The 16,500-nt window shown below is 60.6% G+C and carries 21 protein-coding genes; 14 read left to right on the forward strand and 7 right to left on the reverse strand.

The window, feature by feature from the left end; genetic code table 11:
- Window positions 1-52 precede the first annotated feature (52 nt).
- On the reverse strand, window positions 53-301 hold the full coding sequence (locus tag ACXHRN_RS26290) for a hypothetical protein (protein ID WP_488639204.1): 249 nt from the start codon (window positions 299-301) through the stop codon (window positions 53-55).
- Between the two features lie 348 nt (window positions 302-649).
- Between ACXHRN_RS26290 and ffh the strand changes: the two genes are divergently transcribed.
- The 7 genes from ffh (at window position 650) to ACXHRN_RS26325 (ending at window position 6,006) form a co-directional block, all read left to right on the forward strand.
- Entirely contained in the window at window positions 650-2,218 is a 1,569-nt protein-coding gene (ffh, locus tag ACXHRN_RS26295) for a signal recognition particle protein (protein ID WP_488639205.1), read from the forward strand.
- A gap of 12 nt (window positions 2,219-2,230) precedes the next feature.
- Window positions 2,231-2,554, forward strand: coding sequence for a chorismate mutase (locus tag ACXHRN_RS26300; protein WP_488639206.1), 324 nt, complete (start codon window positions 2,231-2,233; stop codon window positions 2,552-2,554).
- Window positions 2,555-2,596: 42 nt separating this feature from the next.
- Window positions 2,597-2,959 (forward strand): 30S ribosomal protein S16, encoded by a 363-nt coding sequence (gene rpsP, locus ACXHRN_RS26305; RefSeq protein WP_488639207.1) that lies wholly within the window; start codon window positions 2,597-2,599, stop codon window positions 2,957-2,959.
- Between the two features lie 109 nt (window positions 2,960-3,068).
- Window positions 3,069-3,644, forward strand: a complete 576-nt coding sequence (rimM, locus tag ACXHRN_RS26310; protein WP_488639208.1) for a ribosome maturation factor RimM — start codon at window positions 3,069-3,071, stop codon at window positions 3,642-3,644.
- On the forward strand, window positions 3,645-4,337 hold the full coding sequence (gene trmD / locus ACXHRN_RS26315) for a tRNA (guanosine(37)-N1)-methyltransferase TrmD (protein WP_488639209.1): 693 nt from the start codon (window positions 3,645-3,647) through the stop codon (window positions 4,335-4,337). It begins immediately after the preceding gene.
- Between the two features lie 305 nt (window positions 4,338-4,642).
- Window positions 4,643-5,215 (forward strand): 50S ribosomal protein L19, encoded by a 573-nt coding sequence (gene rplS, locus ACXHRN_RS26320; RefSeq protein ID WP_488639210.1) that lies wholly within the window; start codon window positions 4,643-4,645, stop codon window positions 5,213-5,215.
- 98 nt (window positions 5,216-5,313) lie between these two features.
- Window positions 5,314-6,006 carry a pentapeptide repeat-containing protein gene (locus ACXHRN_RS26325; RefSeq protein ID WP_488639211.1) on the forward strand — a complete coding sequence of 231 codons (693 nt, stop codon included), beginning with the start codon at window positions 5,314-5,316 and terminating at the stop codon, window positions 6,004-6,006.
- A gap of 114 nt (window positions 6,007-6,120) precedes the next feature.
- Here ACXHRN_RS26325 and rpmE read toward each other — a convergent pair whose 3' ends face one another.
- Complete coding sequence (gene rpmE, locus ACXHRN_RS26330) at window positions 6,121-6,342, reverse strand: 50S ribosomal protein L31 (RefSeq protein WP_488639212.1); 222 nt, start codon at window positions 6,340-6,342, stop codon at window positions 6,121-6,123.
- Window positions 6,343-6,541: 199 nt separating this feature from the next.
- On the opposite strand from rpmE, the gene ACXHRN_RS26335 reads away from it, so the two are divergent.
- Window positions 6,542-8,338: an ABC transporter transmembrane domain-containing protein gene (locus tag ACXHRN_RS26335; protein WP_488639213.1), complete on the forward strand. Its 1,797-nt coding sequence runs from the start codon at window positions 6,542-6,544 to the stop codon at window positions 8,336-8,338.
- Window positions 8,339-8,341: 3 nt separating this feature from the next.
- On the opposite strand, the gene ACXHRN_RS26340 is transcribed toward ACXHRN_RS26335, so the two are convergent.
- Window positions 8,342-8,629, reverse strand: coding sequence for a DUF6894 family protein (locus ACXHRN_RS26340; protein WP_488639214.1), 288 nt, complete (start codon window positions 8,627-8,629; stop codon window positions 8,342-8,344).
- Between the two features lie 140 nt (window positions 8,630-8,769).
- The gene (locus ACXHRN_RS26345) at window positions 8,770-10,413 is read right to left on the reverse strand and encodes an FAD-binding dehydrogenase (RefSeq protein ID WP_488639215.1); all 1,644 of its coding nucleotides are present in this window, start codon (window positions 10,411-10,413) and stop codon (window positions 8,770-8,772) included.
- Between the two features lie 247 nt (window positions 10,414-10,660).
- Between ACXHRN_RS26345 and ACXHRN_RS26350 the strand changes: the two genes are divergently transcribed.
- Both ACXHRN_RS26350 and ACXHRN_RS26355 read left to right on the forward strand, forming a co-directional pair.
- Window positions 10,661-10,900, forward strand: coding sequence for a hypothetical protein (locus tag ACXHRN_RS26350; protein ID WP_488639216.1), 240 nt, complete (start codon window positions 10,661-10,663; stop codon window positions 10,898-10,900).
- Window positions 10,901-11,034: 134 nt separating this feature from the next.
- Window positions 11,035-11,250 (forward strand): hypothetical protein, encoded by a 216-nt coding sequence (locus tag ACXHRN_RS26355; RefSeq protein ID WP_488639217.1) that lies wholly within the window; start codon window positions 11,035-11,037, stop codon window positions 11,248-11,250.
- A gap of 51 nt (window positions 11,251-11,301) precedes the next feature.
- Here ACXHRN_RS26355 and ACXHRN_RS26360 read toward each other — a convergent pair whose 3' ends face one another.
- Window positions 11,302-12,108: an inositol monophosphatase family protein gene (locus ACXHRN_RS26360; RefSeq protein ID WP_488639218.1), complete on the reverse strand. Its 807-nt coding sequence runs from the start codon at window positions 12,106-12,108 to the stop codon at window positions 11,302-11,304.
- Between the two features lie 215 nt (window positions 12,109-12,323).
- Between ACXHRN_RS26360 and ACXHRN_RS26365 the strand changes: the two genes are divergently transcribed.
- The 3 genes from ACXHRN_RS26365 to ACXHRN_RS26375 all read left to right on the forward strand — a co-directional run bounded on the left by ACXHRN_RS26365 (window position 12,324) and on the right by ACXHRN_RS26375 (window position 13,579).
- Window positions 12,324-12,569 (forward strand): hypothetical protein, encoded by a 246-nt coding sequence (locus ACXHRN_RS26365; RefSeq protein WP_488639219.1) that lies wholly within the window; start codon window positions 12,324-12,326, stop codon window positions 12,567-12,569.
- Window positions 12,570-12,591: 22 nt separating this feature from the next.
- On the forward strand, window positions 12,592-12,777 hold the full coding sequence (locus tag ACXHRN_RS26370) for a hypothetical protein (protein ID WP_488639220.1): 186 nt from the start codon (window positions 12,592-12,594) through the stop codon (window positions 12,775-12,777).
- 271 nt (window positions 12,778-13,048) lie between these two features.
- Window positions 13,049-13,579: a GNAT family N-acetyltransferase gene (locus ACXHRN_RS26375; RefSeq protein ID WP_488639221.1), complete on the forward strand. Its 531-nt coding sequence runs from the start codon at window positions 13,049-13,051 to the stop codon at window positions 13,577-13,579.
- 115 nt (window positions 13,580-13,694) lie between these two features.
- On the opposite strand, the gene ACXHRN_RS26380 is transcribed toward ACXHRN_RS26375, so the two are convergent.
- The gene (locus ACXHRN_RS26380; protein ID WP_488639222.1) at window positions 13,695-14,819 is read right to left on the reverse strand and encodes a tetratricopeptide repeat protein; all 1,125 of its coding nucleotides are present in this window, start codon (window positions 14,817-14,819) and stop codon (window positions 13,695-13,697) included.
- A 26-nt stretch (window positions 14,820-14,845) separates the two neighbouring features.
- Window positions 14,846-15,499 carry a thiamine phosphate synthase gene (locus ACXHRN_RS26385; protein ID WP_488639223.1) on the reverse strand — a complete coding sequence of 218 codons (654 nt, stop codon included), beginning with the start codon at window positions 15,497-15,499 and terminating at the stop codon, window positions 14,846-14,848.
- Between the two features lie 128 nt (window positions 15,500-15,627).
- On the opposite strand from ACXHRN_RS26385, the gene ACXHRN_RS26390 reads away from it, so the two are divergent.
- Window positions 15,628-16,407 (forward strand): sulfite exporter TauE/SafE family protein, encoded by a 780-nt coding sequence (locus tag ACXHRN_RS26390; RefSeq protein WP_488639224.1) that lies wholly within the window; start codon window positions 15,628-15,630, stop codon window positions 16,405-16,407.
- The last annotated feature ends 93 nt before the right edge of the window (window positions 16,408-16,500 follow it).

The following is a 16,500-nucleotide window of genomic DNA, read 5'->3' on the forward strand; positions in this document are numbered from 1 at the left end:
AAACCCGGCGCCTTGGGCAGCCGGGTTTGGGTTGTCGGTATTATGACAGGAATCAATCGCAGACCTGGACGCGCTTGATGATCAGTTCGCCGTAGCGGTTGTACTTGCGGATCTTCTTGAGGTAGCAATCGCCCTCGTCGCCGTAATAGTCGTCGGAGACGTAGCTTGGGCCATCAAGGACGAGGTCGATGCCGCCGAAGAAGTGCGGGCCATGGTGATGGCGCCAGCCGGCTTCCGAGACGGAGGCGAAGGAAAGTGCTGCGATAACGGTTGCTGCCGATGCGAGGATGATCTTTTTCATGATTGTTTCTCCGTGTGCCTGTTTGGTGCGGGACGCCGCGTTCGTGATCTCTTTGTCGCATGGCTCGTCCGCTGGCGCTGTTTCCGCGGGAACTCGGCCTTGGATCACCGGCAAAACAGTGCCGTTTCCCGGCTGCGCTTGACTTTTGCCAAGGCTTGTTGTTTAAGCCCGCCATCTGCCAGTCTGAGACAATGATGACGCAGCCGACCAGGACGGTCTGAAGCCGATCCCGGAGGTCAACACCCGACAGCGCGATGCGCCCTCGGGTGCTTTTTCGCTTTGTCTCTTGTTTCATATTGGCGAGATACCGATGTTGCGGAGATATCTCCGGACAAAAGGATTGAATGGATGTTTGAGAGCCTTCAGGAACGCCTTGGCGCGATATTGAACGGACTGACTGGCCGCGGTGCACTTTCGGAAGCTGATGTTGCCGCAGCCCTGCGCGAGGTTCGCCGTGCCCTGCTCGAAGCCGACGTGGCGCTCGAGGTCGTTCGCTCGTTTACCGATCGCGTTCGTGCCAAGGCCGTTGGTGCCGAAGTCCTGAAATCGATCAAGCCCGGCCAGATGGTCGTCAAGATCGTCCATGACGAGTTGATCGAAATGCTGGGTTCCGAGAGCTCCTCGGTCGATTTGAATGCTGCGGCCCCCGTCGTCATCATGATGGTTGGTCTGCAGGGCTCGGGCAAAACAACGACATCAGGCAAGCTGGCGCTGCGGCTGACGACGCGCGAACGCAAGAAAGTGCTGATGGCGTCGCTCGACACGCGCCGTCCGGCCGCGCAGGAACAGCTCCGCCAGCTGGGCGTCCAGACCAATGTCGACACGCTGCCGATCATAGCCGGCCAGTCGCCGGTTGATATCGCCTCGCGCGCGCTGCAGGCTGCCAGGCTCGGCGGCCATGACGTCGTCATCCTCGACACCGCTGGCCGTACGCATATCGACGAGCCGCTGATGATCGAGATGGCGGAAATCAAGCGGAAGTCCAATCCGCATGAAATCCTGCTGGTCGCCGATGCGCTGACCGGCCAGGACGCCGTCAACCTCGCCCGCAATTTCGACGAACGCGTCGGCATTACCGGTCTCGTGCTCACCCGCATGGACGGTGATGGACGCGGTGGTGCAGCCCTTTCGATGCGTGCCGTCACCGGCAAGCCGGTCAAGCTGATCGGCGCCGGTGAAAAGATGACGGAGCTCGAGGAGTTCCATCCCCGCCGTATCGCCGACCGTATCCTCGGCATGGGCGACATCGTCTCGCTGGTCGAAAAGGCTGCCGAGAATATCGATGCCGAAAAAGCTGCCGCCATGGCTGCCAAGATGGCTAAGGGCAAGTTCGACCTGAACGACCTCGCCGACCAGCTCGGCCAGATGCAGAAGATGGGCGGCATGGGCGGCATCATGTCCATGATGCCCGGCATGAATGGCATGAAGGACAAGCTGGCCGGCGCCGGCTTCGACGACAAGTCGATCAAGCGCCAGATCGCCATCATCGGCTCGATGACCAAGGCCGAGCGCGCCAATCCCGACCTGCTCAAGCATTCGCGCAAGAAGCGCATCGCTGCCGGCTCCGGCACCGATGCCGCCGAAATCAACAAGCTGCTCAAAATGCATCGCGGCATGGCCGACATGATGAAGGCCATGGGCGGCGGCAAGGGCGGCGGCATGATGAAGCAGATGATGGGCGGCCTCGCCAACAAGATGGGCCTTGGTGGCCTCGGCGGCGGCATGGGTGGCATGCCCGACCTCTCAAAGCTCGACCCCAAGCAGCTCGAAGCCCTGCAGAAGCAAGCGGAAGCGGCCGGCCTTGGACGTCCGGGCGGAATGTCCGGTCTTGGCGGCATGCCGGGGCTGGGTGGCCCGAAGCTTCCCGGCCTGGGTGGCGGATTTCCGGGCCTGCCCGGATTGCCAAAGAAGAAGTGAGGAACGGATTGAATGATTGATCCAGACGTCAAGAGCCAGCTTTCCGGCTATCGCCAGTCGATCGACAATATCGATGCGGCCCTAATCCATATGCTCGCCGAGCGCTTCCGCTGCACCAAGGCAGTCGGCGTTCTGAAAGCCACATACAATTTGCCGCCGGCCGATCCGGCGCGCGAGGAATACCAGATCAACCGTCTCCGGCAGCTTGCCAAAGACGCCGACCTGGACCCTGATTTTGCCGAGAAATTCCTGAACTTCATCATCAAGGAAGTCATCCGGCATCATGAGGCCATTGCTGCCGATTTCGGTGGCGTTACAGAGAATACCGCTTCCTGACCGGGAAGTGGCCACCAGATACAGAGACCAAGGAGAAACAACATGTCCCTGAAAATTCGTCTTGCCCGCGGCGGCTCCAAGAAGCGTCCTTACTACACCGTCGTCGTTGCCGATGCACGCAGCCCGCGCGACGGCCGCTTCATCGAAAAGCTCGGCTCCTGGAACCCGATGCTTGCCAAGGACGATGCCAACCGCATCGTCATCAACGGCGAGCGCGTCAAGCATTGGCTCGACAACGGCGCCCAGCCGACCGACCGCGTCCTGCGCTTCCTGAACGATGCCGGCCTTGCCAAGCGCGAAGCCCGCAACAATCCGGAAAAGGCAGCCCCGGGCAAGAAGGCCCAGGAGCGCGTTGCTGAAAAGGCTCAGAAGATCGCTGACGCCGCTGCTGCTGCCGCTGAATAATCTTCAGCTGCCGCATGAATTGAAAATCCTCCGCATTTGCCGTGCGGAGGATTTTCTTTATAGTATGACCTGACCTTCCCTCCCGTGGTCCCATTGCCGGAACGTTCGCATGAATGGAAAAAAGCCCGCCACCAAACTCGAAAATCCTGTCCTGATGGGCGTGATTGGTGCCGCCCAGGGGCTGCGCGGCGAAGTTCGCGTCAAACCCTTTACCGATGATCCACTGGCGATTGGCGAATACGGCACCCTTTATGGCGCCGATGGCAGGGCCTTCGAAGTTCTGGACGTCCGTCAGGCGAAGGAAATGGCCGTGATCCGCTTCCGTGGCGTCAATGACCGCAACCAGGCCGAGGCGCTGAACGGCACGCAGCTGTTTGTCGAACGCGACAGCCTTGATGATGACGATCTCGACGAGGACGAATATTTCTACGCCGATCTCGAAGGGCTGGAAGTGCGCGACGGCGAGGGCAATTCCTACGGGATTATTACCGCGATCTTTGATTTCGGCGCTGGCGATATCCTCGAAATCACCCAATCCGGCAAGCGCGCCCAGATGATTCCCTTCTCCGAGAACTCCGTGCTGGAGATCGATTTCGATGGCGGCACGATCCTCATCGATCCTGTCGCTGCCGGGTTGGTTGGCGACGACGATGATGACGACGACCAAGAGGGGAAAGGCGCCTGAATGCCTTTCCATGCCTCGGTCCTGACGCTTTATCCCGAGATGTTTCCGGGCTTTCTGGGAGAATCTCTTTCCGGCAAGGCGCTGGCGCGCGGCGACTGGTCGCTGGAAGCGATACAGATCCGCGATTTCGCCACCGACAGGCATCGCAGCGTTGATGATACGCCGGCCGGCGGCGGCGCGGGCATGGTGCTTCGGCCCGACGTTCTGGCGCGCGCCATCGATTCCATAGCAGACGATGGACGACCGCGCCTGCTGATGAGCCCGCGAGGCAAGCCCTTGAGCCAGGCGCGAGTTCGGGCACTTGCAAGCGGCGAAGGCGCGGTGATCGTCTGTGGCCGTTTCGAAGGTGTCGACCAGCGGGTGATCGATTCCCGAGGGCTCGAAGAGGTGTCGATAGGCGACTATATTCTCTCGGGCGGTGAGCCTGCGGCGCTGATCCTGGTTGATGCGGTGGTCCGCGTGCTGCCCGGCGTGATGGGCAATCCGGATTCCGGCACCCATGAGAGCTTCGAGAACGGGCTATTGGAATATCCGCACTACACGCGGCCGCAGGTGTTCGAAGGCATGGAAATCCCCGGTGTGCTGACCTCGGGCAACCATGCGGCGATAGATGAGTGGCGGCTCGAGGAGGCGCGCCTGCTGACAGCGGAACGCCGCCCGGATCTGCTCGATCAACCGGCCAAGAAGCCTTAACGGTCGCCGATCTCAGTCAGCCTGAACTCACTCCGGCCGACTGCGACTGCGAAGCCATCTGCGCAACTGTTTCGACGGATCGCAGCGAAAGCCTGATATTCGACCGGTTTGCGCGCCTTTTTTGTCTCCAAGGGGGTGACAAGCGCCGGATCATCCTGTATGTGCGCGACCGGAATGGGCAAAACCCATCAACCAGCAATGAATGACAGATGCATCCACTCCTGCCGAAAGGCAAGCACCCGAGGCAAGACCAAGGGTTCTATGTCGAGCGCTCTGGCTGTCGAACCAAAAACGAGGTTGAAGACATGAATATCATTGAACAGCTGAACGCTGAACAGATGGCCAAGATCGCTGCCAAGCGCACCTTCCCCGACTTTTCGCCGGGTGACACGGTTCGCGTCAACGTTCGCGTTGTTGAAGGTACGCGTACCCGCGTGCAGGCCTATGAAGGCGTCTGCATCGCCCGCTCAGGCGCCGGCCTGAACGAGAACTTCACGGTTCGCAAGATCTCCTACGGCGAAGGCGTCGAGCGCGTGTTCCCGATCTATTCGCCGCTCGTCGAAGGCGTCGAAATCGTTCGCCGCGGCAAGGTCCGTCGCGCCAAGCTTTACTACCTGCGCGACCTGCGCGGCAAAAAGGCCCGCATCATCGAGAACACCAGCGTCCGCGCCCGCAAGCTCAATGACGGCGAACGTCAGGCCGCTCATGCCGAGAAGGCCCGTCTGGAAGCTGAAAAGATCGCTGCCGCACAGGCTCTGGCTGCCGAGAAGGCCGCCCAGGAAGCCGCTGCTGCCGCTGAGAAGGTTGCTGCCGAAAAGGCTGCTGCTGAAGCCGCTGCCGCAGAAGCTGCTGCTGCCGAAGTCAAGACCGAAGAATAAGATCTTTCTGATCGCTTGCATGCAAAGGGCGGCATCTCCGGATGTCGCCTTTTTCTTTGCTGATCTGAAAGTCTCTCGAAAGCCGAACGGAGCCGGACATGACCGATGCATCGCCGCACACCGTGATCGAGGATCAAACGCTCGATCGTGCGGCTCTCGAGACCTTGGTGGCCGGCAAGTCGTCGGTCCTACTGCGGCGCTGTGATCTCGAAGAGGCGGATCTCGGGGGCCTTGAGCTGGGCGGTTGGGCTTTCGATTCCTGTGTCTTCAAGCACGCACGGCTGGTGGGCGCAAAGCTTGCCGAGGTTTCGTTTTCCGGCTGCCGGGGCGCATTTGCCGATTTCACCGGTGCCGATCTCAGCGAGGCGAAGTTCCAGTCGAGCGATTTCAACAACAGCAACTATCGCGGCGCGATGCTGACCGGTGCGTCTTTCGTCGGTTGCAAGGTGACGGGCGCCAACCTGGCCGAGACCAAGACGCTGAACGCCACCTTCCAGGAATGCCGGCTGGGCAGTGCGCGAATGCCGGGATTTTCATTCCGGAAGGCGGTGCTCCGGCAGCTGGATTTCGAGCTTGCGGATCTTAAGCGCTGCGACTTCCGCGAGGCGGTATTTCACGATTGCATCCTGCGCGATGCCAATCTCGCCGACTGCCGTTTCGAGGGTGCGGATCTGCGCGGCGCCGATCTCGGTGGAATTCGCCTGCTGAATGCCAAGCTGTTCAAGGGTGCGACGATCTCTCGCGCTCAGGCTGGTCAACTGCTGGCTGAGTTGGGGCTGAAGGTTCTTTGAACCTCAGCCACTGCCTTCAAAGCCGGCCGCGCGTGACTGGCTGCGATGACCGGACCCAACGACAAAAAGCCCGGACGAAGCCGAGCTTTTTCGATAGGTCGACTTTGGCGTCTATTAGATGCCGAGGCCGGAGAAGCGCTTGTTGAACTTCGAGACGCGGCCGCCGCGGTCCATAAGCTGCTGGTTGCCGCCGGTCCATGCTGGGTGCGACTTGGAATCGATTTCAAGATTCATAGTCTGGCCCTCGGAACCCCAGGTTGAGTAGGTTTCGTATTCGGTGCCATCGGTCATGACGACCTTGATCTTGTGGTAGTCGGGATGAATCTTATCTCTCATGACATTGTCCTGCGGTGACAGTGGTCTTTTGCCGCATGACTTGCAGCTTCCGATCCAAACGAATAAATGAAGCCGCAGTACGTTTCAGAACCACGGCTTCGTTTGATGGCGTGGCGTATACATGAAGCATAGTGATTTAACAAGTGCCAGTTCGCAGGATTCAAGCCCTGAGGCGCACGAATCGGAAGGCATTCAGCCGATGGCAGCTCAGGACACCAATGCAGGTCGCACCACGATGCGTCCGCTCGCAAGGCTATTTCCATACATGCTGCGCTACAAGAAGCTGGTCGCCGGGGCACTGGTCTTCCTGTTTCTTGCCGCCGTCACCACGCTGCTGCTGCCCACCGCCGTCCGTCGGCTGATCGATCACGGTTTCTCCAATTCGGACGCCAGCTTCGTCAATACCTATTTCGGCATGCTGATGGTGCTTGCCGTGGTGCTGGCTGCCGCTTCTGCGCTGCGCTACTACTTCGTCATCACACTCGGCGAGCGCATCGTTGCCGATCTCCGCCGCGATGTCTTCGATCACATCACCCGCCTGTCGCCGGCCTTCTTCGACGTCAATCAGTCCGGCGAAATCGTCTCGCGGCTGACGGCCGATACGGTGCAGATCAAATCCGCTGTCGGCGCATCGGCGTCGCTGGCGCTGCGCAACACCATCCTCTGTCTCGGCGCTATCGTGATGATGGTCTATACCAGCCCGAAGCTCTCCAGCCTGGTGCTTTTGGCTATTCCGCTGATCGTCTTCCCGCTGGTCGGCTTCGGTCGCTCGGTGCGCAAGCGCGCGCGGGAAGCGCAGGATAGGCTTGCGGGCGCCTCGGCCTATGCTTCCGAAGCGATCGGCGCCATCCGCACCGTCCAGGCCTTCAACAACTCCGGCCTGTCGCGGGATCGGTTTGGCGCCGCCGCCGAGAACGCCTTCGATGCAGCGCGGATGTCCACCCGTCAGCGCGCCATCCTCACCGGCTTTGCCATCACCATGGTGTTCGGCAGCGTCGTCGCCGTGTTGTGGTTCGGCGCACAAGGCGTGCTGGCCGGCACGATCACGCCCGGCACACTCAGCCAGTTTCTGCTCTATTCGGTGATGGCAGCCGGCGCGCTCGCAGCCCTTTCGGAAGTCTGGAGCGAACTCAGCCAGGCCGCTGGCGCCTCCTCACGCCTGATGGAACTGCTGGCCGAGAAGCCGGCGATCCTGGCGCCGGCCAAGCCGGTTGCCCTACCGCAGCCGCCGATCGGCAGCGTCGCTTTCGAGGATGTGCGCTTTTCCTATCCCAGCCGGCCGGGCGCGTCAGCGCTCGAAGGACTGACATTGTCCGTTCAACCCGGCGAGCGGGTCGCGGTCGTAGGCTCCTCGGGGGCTGGCAAGAGCACGCTGTTTTCGCTGATCCTGCGCTATTACGATCCGTCGTCGGGCAAGGTGCTGATCGATGGCGTGGATGTCCGGGACGCAGATCCCAGCGATATCCGCGCCCGCATCGCCATCGTGCCGCAGGACACGACGATCTTTGCAGCCTCCATCCATGACAACATCGCTTTCGGTGCCCCGGGCGCCACCCGTGACGCGGTTGAGGCAGCGGCGCGGTCCGCACATGCGGAAGAATTCATCCTGCGCCTGGAGAACGGCTATGACACGGAAGTCGGCGAGCGCGGTATCATGCTATCCGGCGGCCAGCGCCAGCGCATCGCCATCGCCCGCGCCATCCTCCGCAACGCACCGATCCTGCTGCTCGACGAGGCCACCTCGGCGCTGGATGCCGAAAGCGAGACGCTGGTGCAGACTGCGCTCGACGGCCTGATGCAAGGCCGCACCACGATCGTCATCGCCCACAGGCTGGCGACCGTGCTCAAGGCCGACCGTATTCTCGTCATGGATCAGGGTGAGGTGGTTGAGGAAGGCACGCATCAAAGTCTTGTGGCCAAGGGCGGCATCTATGCACGGCTCGCCAGCCTGCAATTCGGCGTCGACCGGCACAATGTGCTGCATGTGGTGCGATAGGCTTTAGCCGATTGCGATGGACTGCCGTGCAAGATCGCGTTCGATGATGGCGCGTATCGGCGCCTGGGACTGTGCGGTGTAGCGATAGATGCCGGGTGTCACGATCGAGAGCAGCCGACCCCGGCTGTCGCGGACATGGATGCGGACCGATTCACCGCTGCCGCAGCGCGCGATGCGGCTTGCCACGGTGCGGCCGTAGTAGATGGCCGATCCATCGTCGAAATGGCCGGTGCCTTCGTCGTCCACGACAGTTTCGTCGTTCCAGCATATGTCGAAGAAGTAGTGCTGCATGTCGGCCCCTCGGCTGACGGACGCCGATTGCGGCGCCGATCCTGACCGATAAAACCATACTTGAGTCGAACGGGCGCTGAATTGCTCGTTCACCTGGCGTTCAGCTTGGCGGCGCGTTGAATGCTGCAGGGAAAACGTCTTTACTTGCCGACACTTCTCCCCGCGATCCGGCCCGAGAAAATACAGCCGCCGAGGAAGGTGCCTTCCAGTGCATTATAGCCATGTACCCCGCCGCCGCCGAAGCCGGCGGCTTCGCCCGCCGCATAGAGGCCGGGCACTGCTTGGCCGTCGCTGCCCAGTACCCGCGCCTGCAAATCGGTCTCGAGGCCACCCAGCGTCTTGCGGGTGAGGATGTTGAGGCGAACGGCGATCAGCGGTCCTGCCTTGGGGTCGAGGATGCGATGCGGTTTGGCGGTGCGCATCAGTCTGTCGCCGCGATAATTGCGGGCGCCGCGAATGGCGGTGACCTGTGCATCCTTGGAGAAGGCATTGTTTATCTCGCGGTCACGTGCCTCGATCTGTGAGCGGACATGTGCAGTGTCCAACAGGTTGGAGCCCGCGAGCTGGTTCATGCCCTCAACCAGTTCCTCCAGTGTGTTGCGGACGACGAAATCCTCGCCCTTGTCCATGAAGGCCTTGACGGGGCCAGGCGGTTCCTTGCCGAGCCGCTTCAGCAGCAGCCGGATATCCTTGCCGGTGAGATCGGGATTTTGTTCGCTGCCGGAGAGCGCGAATTCCTTCTTGATGATCGCCTTGTCGAGAATGAACCAGGAATAGTCATGGCCTGTCGCGAGAATGGCCTCCAGCGTGCCCAGTGTGTCGAAGCCCGGCATGGCGGGCGCCGAAAAACGATTCCCCTCGGCGTCGAACCAGAGCGACGACGGCCCGGGCAGGATACGAATTCCGTGCCCAGGCCAGATCGGATCCCAGTTCCGGACGCCCTCGGTATAATGCCACATGCGGTCGGAATTGATGATGCGCCCGCCGGCGTTTTCGGTGATCGCTAGCATGCGGCCGTCCACGTGATCCGGCACGCCCGTGACCATGAATTGTGGCGGTTGGCCCAGCCGGTCAACCGGCCAGTTCTTGCGCACGAGATCATGATTGCCGCCGATACCGCCGGAAGACACGATTGTCGCACCGGCGGAGATCTCGAATGTCCCGCTAACATCGCGATTACTTTTGGCGCCGCGCTGGGCATTGTCCAGCGTAAGGACCGTGCCGCGCGCGCCAGTGACCGCGCCATCCGTGGTGACCAGCCCGTCGACCCGATGGCGGAATCGAAAGGCAATCCGACCGGCGGCCTGATGCTCCTTCACCCGGCGAAGGAAAGGGGCCAGCACGCCTGGCCCGGTGCCCCAGGTGACATGGAAGCGTGGCACCGAATTGCCATGACCGGATGCCAGACCGCCACCGCGTTCGGCCCAGCCGACTACGGGAAACCAGCGCATGCCCTGCTGATGCAGCCAGCTACGCTTCTCACCGCCGGCGAAATCGAGATAGGCTTCCGCCCATTGCCGCGGCCAATGATCCTCGGGCCGGTCGAAGGCGGCAGAACCCATCCAGTCCTGGCGGGCGAGTTCTGCATTGTCGCGAATGCCCATGAAACGCTGTTCGGGACTATCAACGAAAAACAATCCGCCGAGCGACCAGAAGGCTTGTCCGCCGAGCGACTGTTCACCTTCCTGATCGAGGATGATCACTTTCAGGCCACGGTCAGCCGCCTCTGCTGCGGCAACCAGTCCCGCCAGCCCCGCACCCACCACAAGAACATCACAATCCATAGGCTCCTCCCGAACCGATGGAAATTTCTACGGCGGGATTTCGTCAGGCGCAATGTGTCGGCAGGCAAATTTATGATCGTTGATCACATTTTTTGGAAAGTAGTGCGCCGGCGGAAGCTATATCACCACCGTGTGACGCCTGGTCACAACTGCGTGCCACACGGCGTGGTGATTTGTAAGTGAGCGCTGAAACACCGCAAATTCTGCGTGGGCAACGGCCCTTAACCGAATGCTGAGGAGACTTTCGATGATCAGGACACTTATTGCAGCGGGCTTGCTCGCATCCTTCGCCATGCCGGTCTTCGCCATGGACATGATGAAATGCGACGACGCCTCGATGATGAAAGCCGAGGACCACGCCAAGATGATGAAGGGCGACTCCATGACCATGGCGATGAAGGAAGTCGACATGGCCAAGTCGTCCATGAAGGACGGCAAGAAGGACGATTGCTCGATGCATCTCGACAAGGCCATGAAGCAGATGTGACGCTGCCTATCCCGTCGCTCCGCACTCCATTGCGGCGCGACGGATTTTCGGCTCACAAAAAGGTGACTGGCATTGCCCTCCAAGTGGCTGCACACTCCAGGCCGCGTTCAACTCAAGTCAAGAGGGGAATACCGATGAGAAGGACAGTGATCACTGCGGCGGTGCTGGCAGCTTTCGCACTCCCGGCATTCGCTGATGATGCGACGACGAATAAGGGCCAGACGCCTGAAATGGCCAAGGCAAGCGCCGCGAGTGCGGTCAGCAAAGACAATGCCGCAAAGCCGGTCTACATCGAAGACGGCCGATCCGACTGCACGAAGCGCCACAGCAGCGCGATGAACATGATGTGACGGGATCTCAGTCCCGGCGGTAATAGACCGGGACTGCCGCGATACGGCCTATCAGGCCGAGGCCTTCGGAACCGGCCGGTTGGCCACGTCGATCAACGCTTTGTGGATGTGTTCGTTGCCGGCTGCGAGAGTACCGCTGCCGAACATGTCGGCGCCGCCCGAGAGATCGCTGACAAAGCCGCCCGCTTCGCGGATGAGGATGATGCCGGCGGCGATATCCCAGGCGTTCAGGCCTTCTTCCCAGAAGCCATCCATGCGGCCCGCTGCGATATAGGCGAGATCGAGCGAGGCCGCGCCAAAACGGCGAATGCCAGCGACTTCACCCATCACATGCCGAAGCTGGACAAGGAAACGGCCATGCATGCCACGGCCGAGATGCGGCACGCCGCAACCGACGACGGAATCGGACAGGTTCTTGCGGGCTGAAACGCGCAGGCGGCGATCGTTGACGAAGGCGCCGCCACCTTTTTCACTCGTATAGAGATCGTCGGTGGCCGGATTATAGATGACGCCGGCGACGATTTCGCCGTTGCGCTCCAGTGCGATCGAGACGGCAAACATCGGAATGCCGTGCAGGAAGTTGGTGGTGCCATCGAGCGGATCGACGATCCAGCGATGCGCGCCGTCGGTTCCCTTGATCTCTTCGCTTTCCTCGCCGAGGAACCCGTAGGTCGGACGGGCGCGCAGCAGTTCCTCGCGTACAATCCGCTCCGAGCGGCGGTCGGCCTGGGTGACATAGTCGCCTGGACCCTTCAGCGAGACCTGCAGGTTCTGCACCTCACCAAAATCGCGGGTCAGCGACTTGCCGGCCTTGAGTGCAGATTGCACCATCACATTCAACAGCGCCGAACGGGCCATTTTCGGATTCCTTCAAAATCAATCGGCCCCGTCAGGGGCCGGCAAAGAGGATATTGCTGGCCGGTATGCACTGCAGCCTGCGTGTTTGGCGCCTCAAGACCATAAAAGCCCGCTTTTTTCAAGTCTAATCGCGATGTTCCGGTCCGTGGCTCGCAGGTGGAACATTCCTATGGCTCGCCGGCTGAACCCTTAGTATAATCAACAAGGAGACAGACATGGCGCATGCCAGCCAGAAAGAGTTCGGCGAGGGCAGCCGCGGCAAGAAATCCGGAACAGGCGCCTCAACGCATATGGATCTCGAAAAGATCGGCGAAAATGACATCCTGTCCAATCGCGACAAGTCAAGACGCGATGGCAGAGGCCTCGACGGCAACACGGCCAAAAGCGAACAATATCAGGACCATGCCGCCAATCGTCTGATCCCGATTGCCGAACTCAACAGAAAGTTCCCTGGATCATGACAGGCCAGGAAAGGACACAGCCATGAACACCAAGGCACCGCCGGTCCCGCCGGCAAACCGCAGCGACAAGGGTCCCGGTGAGGACGCGCATCTGCATGACAAGACCCACGCGATGCATGGCGGCGGCGTCCCCGATCCCGCCAAGCAGGGCCAGCAGGCCAACACGCGGATCAACACGTCAACGCATCTCTCCACTCAGGATCGATGAGCGCGCACAACGAGTGCTCCTGCTCCGATATAGGAGCAGGATGAGCGAGAAACTGTTTCCTACGGGGCGGGCTAAGGACAAGTCAGCCATCGCTGGAGAAGTTCACTTCGGACTGCTCTGACGACTACGCCTGCGCCGACTACCCTGCGGGGAAACGATCGAAAATTACTGGTTAGCGGTGGAAAAGTATGCTCTTGGAGCCTCCGTAAACGTATGGCCGGCATGGCACGGCTGACCTTGCATCGAAGGGCAAGCTTCGAGGACAATGTGAATGATAACCATTGAAACCGCACGGCTATTTTTGCGGCCACCGATGGCCGACGATCTGGCACCGTGGGGGGCTATGCTTTCCGACCCCGAGGCATCGAGATTCATCGGCGGCGTCCAGTCCGAAAATGGAGCATGGCGCAACCTTTCCCTTATGGCAGGGAGTTGGACGATCAATGGCTACAGCAACTTCTCGGTGATCGAGAAAGCCTCTGGGCGTTGGATTGGCCGGGCTGGCCCGTGGATGCCTGCCGCTTGGCCGGGACCGGAAGTGGGCTGGGCCTTTGATCGTGCTGCTTGGGGCAAGGGCTATGCAACGGAAGCCGCCATCGCCTGCATGGGCTATGTTTTCGATGAATTGGGATGGCTTAACGTGATTCATGTGATCGCACCCGAGAACCAAGCATCCATTAAGGTCGCATTGCGTTTGGGGTCGCGACGACTGGGACCTGGCCAGCTCCCGCCCCCGTCCGAGAAAGTAGCTGTCGATCTCTATGGCCAGTCGCTTGAGAGTTGGCGTTCCCGCAGCGGGTAGGTGCATTGTCCGAAGGCCCGCCATGGAAATCATGTGTGGGCTTCTCTACTTGCTGACTGACACACGAGACACATCGCAGCATGTGGCCACCCTTCGGAAGGGTGGCCTTTCTGATTCACTGCGTGCGGAAGCGATTGGCCCGATGCAGTGCTTCCTTCTGGGTCGCATCTTCGATCCCGAGATAGAAATCCTCGAGCTCGAGATCGGCAAGGCCTGCGCGACGTGAAAGAATATACCACTTGGCCGCTTCGATCGGGTCGGGCCTTGTGCCGATCGCGTTGATGTAGAGGTGGGCGAGCTTGTTCTGGGCGACGACATGGCCGCGATTGGCCGCCCGCTTCATCCACTCGAAGCCTTGTTCATAGTCCCGCTCGCCACCGACGCCGTTAATGTACCAGACGGCCATGTCATAAAGCGCGGTGTCGAAGCGCGCATTGGCGGCCTTGATCATCCAGCTTCGGGCCTGCTCTTTCTTCTCCTTGGAGACCGGCAGGTTGATATAGAGCTCGGCAACCGCGTATTGCGCATCGGGCACGCCCTGCTCGGCTGATTTCTCATACCAGGGCAGGGCCGCGGTGAGGCCCTTTTCGCCCGGCGTCGCCGCCACCAGCAACTGGGCGATGTTGAACTGGGCTTCGCGGTTTCCACCTTCCGCAGCCTTGTGCATCATCACGTCGGCTTTCTTCTTGTCCTGCGCGACAATCTGGCCGTCCATCAGCATCATGGCATATTTGAACTGGGCGTTGGCATCGCCCGCATTGGCGGCCTGCTCATACCAGAAGGCGGCGTCCGAAGGATTGCGGCGCACGCCGAGGCCATTGTTGAGAAGTTCGGCGACCAGCGTCTGGGCCGCAGCTTCGCCCAACTGCGCCTTCGGCAGCGCCAGGTTCATCGCCGTCAGATACATGCCGCGCTGGAAGGCGCCATAGGCGTCATCGAGCTTGCCGCTATATTTCTTCTCCGGCGGCAAATCGGGCAAGGTGCCGCCCATGCGGTCGAGAAGGATGAGGCCGGCAGACGGTGCGTCCTTCTTCTTGGAATCGTCCGGAAAAGCCAGAATTGGCAGCTTCTTGTCATTGTCGGTCGGAAACAGCCGCTCGGTCTTTTCGAGCTTCTGGCTGTCGACGCCCGCGTCGAGCGGCCGGTTGGGGATCGAATTCGCCGCCGGGGTCTGCGCTGCAGCCGGCCACGCATAAGCAGTCGCGATCACGAAGACCGCGCCCAAATATCCAAATCTCATCCGCCTATGCCCTGACATCGGCCCTATCAAGCTCCAAAGCGTGGCGCTTTTTCGTCAAGCAACGCATTTGTTTCCTGAATTATGGCCGCCGCACGCGCGGGCTCGGCAAACACTGCGAGGCGAAGGGCTGCAAATTCCGCGCCCGACTCGGCGATATCAAGCGCCGACGCCGCATCCGTGCCACCCATGACAATGCAGGGAATGGCCACCATCGATGCCCACCATTCGGCCAGTGCGACGTTCTTCGGGTGCGCTTCGGGCTTGATGTCGCCGTCGATCTTGCCGAAGAAGATATAATCGGGCTGCAATTCGCCGATCTCCAGCGCGTGGTGCCGGTCCTGGGCATTGCCGCCGCCGACGATCATCTTCGGCGTAAATTTCTCGATTGCCTCCCCGAGTGGCTCCAGGCCGCCCGGAATGTGCAGGCCATCGGCCTTGACCCGTCCGGCCACGCGGCTGTCGCCGCAAATGAGCGCTGCGGCACCCGCAGCCTGCACCACCGGCACGATGGCTTCGGCAAGTTTCTGGAAGGCAGTATCGTCGAGATCATATTGCGGGATGATCACCGAGGCGACATCGCCACCCTTGAGAGCATCGCCGATGATCCGCGCCGCCTCAGCGGGATCGGCGATCTCCGGCGTGACCAGAACCAGCCGGCAACGGCTTTCAGATGTTGACATGATTTCTTTTACCTCACTTGTGGTCTTCCCACATGCCGATTGGCACGATAGGTCTAGGGTCCCGCCTCGAAGCCCGCTTTGCGCGCTCCATCAGCAATCCGATAGACCGCCTAGAGAAAACGATCAATATGCCTATCGATTCCACATTTTATCTTGTCGCCATTCCGGCGGTTATTCTGGTTGGTCTAAGCAAGGGGGGAATGGGGGATGCGCTGGGGCTTCTGGGTGTGCCAATCCTCTCCTTCGTCATCGCTCCCAATCAGGCTGCAGCTATCCTATTGCCGATCCTGATCCTCATGGATTTCGCCTCGCTGTGGATGTGGCGCAAGCACAATAATCCCACACTGGTGAAGACCATGCTACCAGGCGCCCTAGTCGGCATCGCGGTGGGGTGGCTCACTTGGTCCGTCGTGCCGAAATACATGATGGAACTGATTATCGGCCTGGTGGCGCTCAGTTTTACCGCGCGATTCTATTACAACAGGTATTTCGCGCGAAACGTCGTCGTGGAGGCCCAGCCTCACAACATCGCCCGCGCCGGTATCTGGAGCACGCTTTGCGGCTATGGAAGCTTCGTTGCCCATGCCGGTGGGGCGCCCTTCCAGGTGTATGCGCTGCCGTTGAAGCTGCCGCCGCGCGACTACACAGGAGCGGCGGTGCGGACCTTTGCGATCCTGAACGCGGTGAAGCTGATCCCCTACTATCAGCTCGGCCAGCTCGATTTCACCAATCTCTATCTGTCGGCGACGCTGTTTCCCTTCGCACCGATCGCCACGATTTGCGGCGCGATGATCGTCCGGCGCATGCGGCCGGATTTCTTCTATCCGTTCATGTATGCGATGTGCGCGCTCGCGGGGATGAAGCTCACCTATGAAGGTATAATGCCCCTTCTGAAGGTGGTGTTCTGAGGGGCGCATCGTGTACGGACAGTGCGGCGCGAAGTATTTTTGATGCGGCGCACAAAAATACTTGTCCTGCCTGAAAGTCTGGCTTAGCTTTCG

The organism is Shinella sp. OV683, from assembly GCF_057787725.1.

Excerpts from the sequence above, each read along its gene's own strand:
- ACXHRN_RS26290 (WP_488639204.1), bottom strand. The coding sequence starts at position 301 with ATGAAAAAGATCATCCTCGCATCGGCAGCAACCGTTATCGCAGCACTT.
- ffh (WP_488639205.1), top strand. The coding sequence starts at position 650 with ATGTTTGAGAGCCTTCAGGAACGCCTTGGCGCGATATTGAACGGACTG.
- ACXHRN_RS26300 (WP_488639206.1), top strand. The coding sequence starts at position 2,231 with ATGATTGATCCAGACGTCAAGAGCCAGCTTTCCGGCTATCGCCAGTCG.
- rpsP (WP_488639207.1), top strand. The coding sequence starts at position 2,597 with ATGTCCCTGAAAATTCGTCTTGCCCGCGGCGGCTCCAAGAAGCGTCCT.
- rimM (WP_488639208.1), top strand. The coding sequence starts at position 3,069 with ATGAATGGAAAAAAGCCCGCCACCAAACTCGAAAATCCTGTCCTGATG.
- trmD (WP_488639209.1), top strand. The coding sequence starts at position 3,645 with ATGCCTTTCCATGCCTCGGTCCTGACGCTTTATCCCGAGATGTTTCCG.
- rplS (WP_488639210.1), top strand. The coding sequence starts at position 4,643 with ATGAATATCATTGAACAGCTGAACGCTGAACAGATGGCCAAGATCGCT.
- ACXHRN_RS26325 (WP_488639211.1), top strand. The coding sequence starts at position 5,314 with ATGACCGATGCATCGCCGCACACCGTGATCGAGGATCAAACGCTCGAT.
- rpmE (WP_488639212.1), bottom strand. The coding sequence starts at position 6,342 with ATGAGAGATAAGATTCATCCCGACTACCACAAGATCAAGGTCGTCATG.
- ACXHRN_RS26335 (WP_488639213.1), top strand. The coding sequence starts at position 6,542 with ATGGCAGCTCAGGACACCAATGCAGGTCGCACCACGATGCGTCCGCTC.
- ACXHRN_RS26340 (WP_488639214.1), bottom strand. The coding sequence starts at position 8,629 with ATGCAGCACTACTTCTTCGACATATGCTGGAACGACGAAACTGTCGTG.
- ACXHRN_RS26345 (WP_488639215.1), bottom strand. The coding sequence starts at position 10,413 with ATGGATTGTGATGTTCTTGTGGTGGGTGCGGGGCTGGCGGGACTGGTT.
- ACXHRN_RS26350 (WP_488639216.1), top strand. The coding sequence starts at position 10,661 with ATGATCAGGACACTTATTGCAGCGGGCTTGCTCGCATCCTTCGCCATG.
- ACXHRN_RS26355 (WP_488639217.1), top strand. The coding sequence starts at position 11,035 with ATGAGAAGGACAGTGATCACTGCGGCGGTGCTGGCAGCTTTCGCACTC.
- ACXHRN_RS26360 (WP_488639218.1), bottom strand. The coding sequence starts at position 12,108 with ATGGCCCGTTCGGCGCTGTTGAATGTGATGGTGCAATCTGCACTCAAG.
- ACXHRN_RS26365 (WP_488639219.1), top strand. The coding sequence starts at position 12,324 with ATGGCGCATGCCAGCCAGAAAGAGTTCGGCGAGGGCAGCCGCGGCAAG.
- ACXHRN_RS26370 (WP_488639220.1), top strand. The coding sequence starts at position 12,592 with ATGAACACCAAGGCACCGCCGGTCCCGCCGGCAAACCGCAGCGACAAG.
- ACXHRN_RS26375 (WP_488639221.1), top strand. The coding sequence starts at position 13,049 with ATGATAACCATTGAAACCGCACGGCTATTTTTGCGGCCACCGATGGCC.
- ACXHRN_RS26380 (WP_488639222.1), bottom strand. The coding sequence starts at position 14,819 with ATGAGATTTGGATATTTGGGCGCGGTCTTCGTGATCGCGACTGCTTAT.
- ACXHRN_RS26385 (WP_488639223.1), bottom strand. The coding sequence starts at position 15,499 with ATGTCAACATCTGAAAGCCGTTGCCGGCTGGTTCTGGTCACGCCGGAG.
- ACXHRN_RS26390 (WP_488639224.1), top strand. The coding sequence starts at position 15,628 with ATGCCTATCGATTCCACATTTTATCTTGTCGCCATTCCGGCGGTTATT.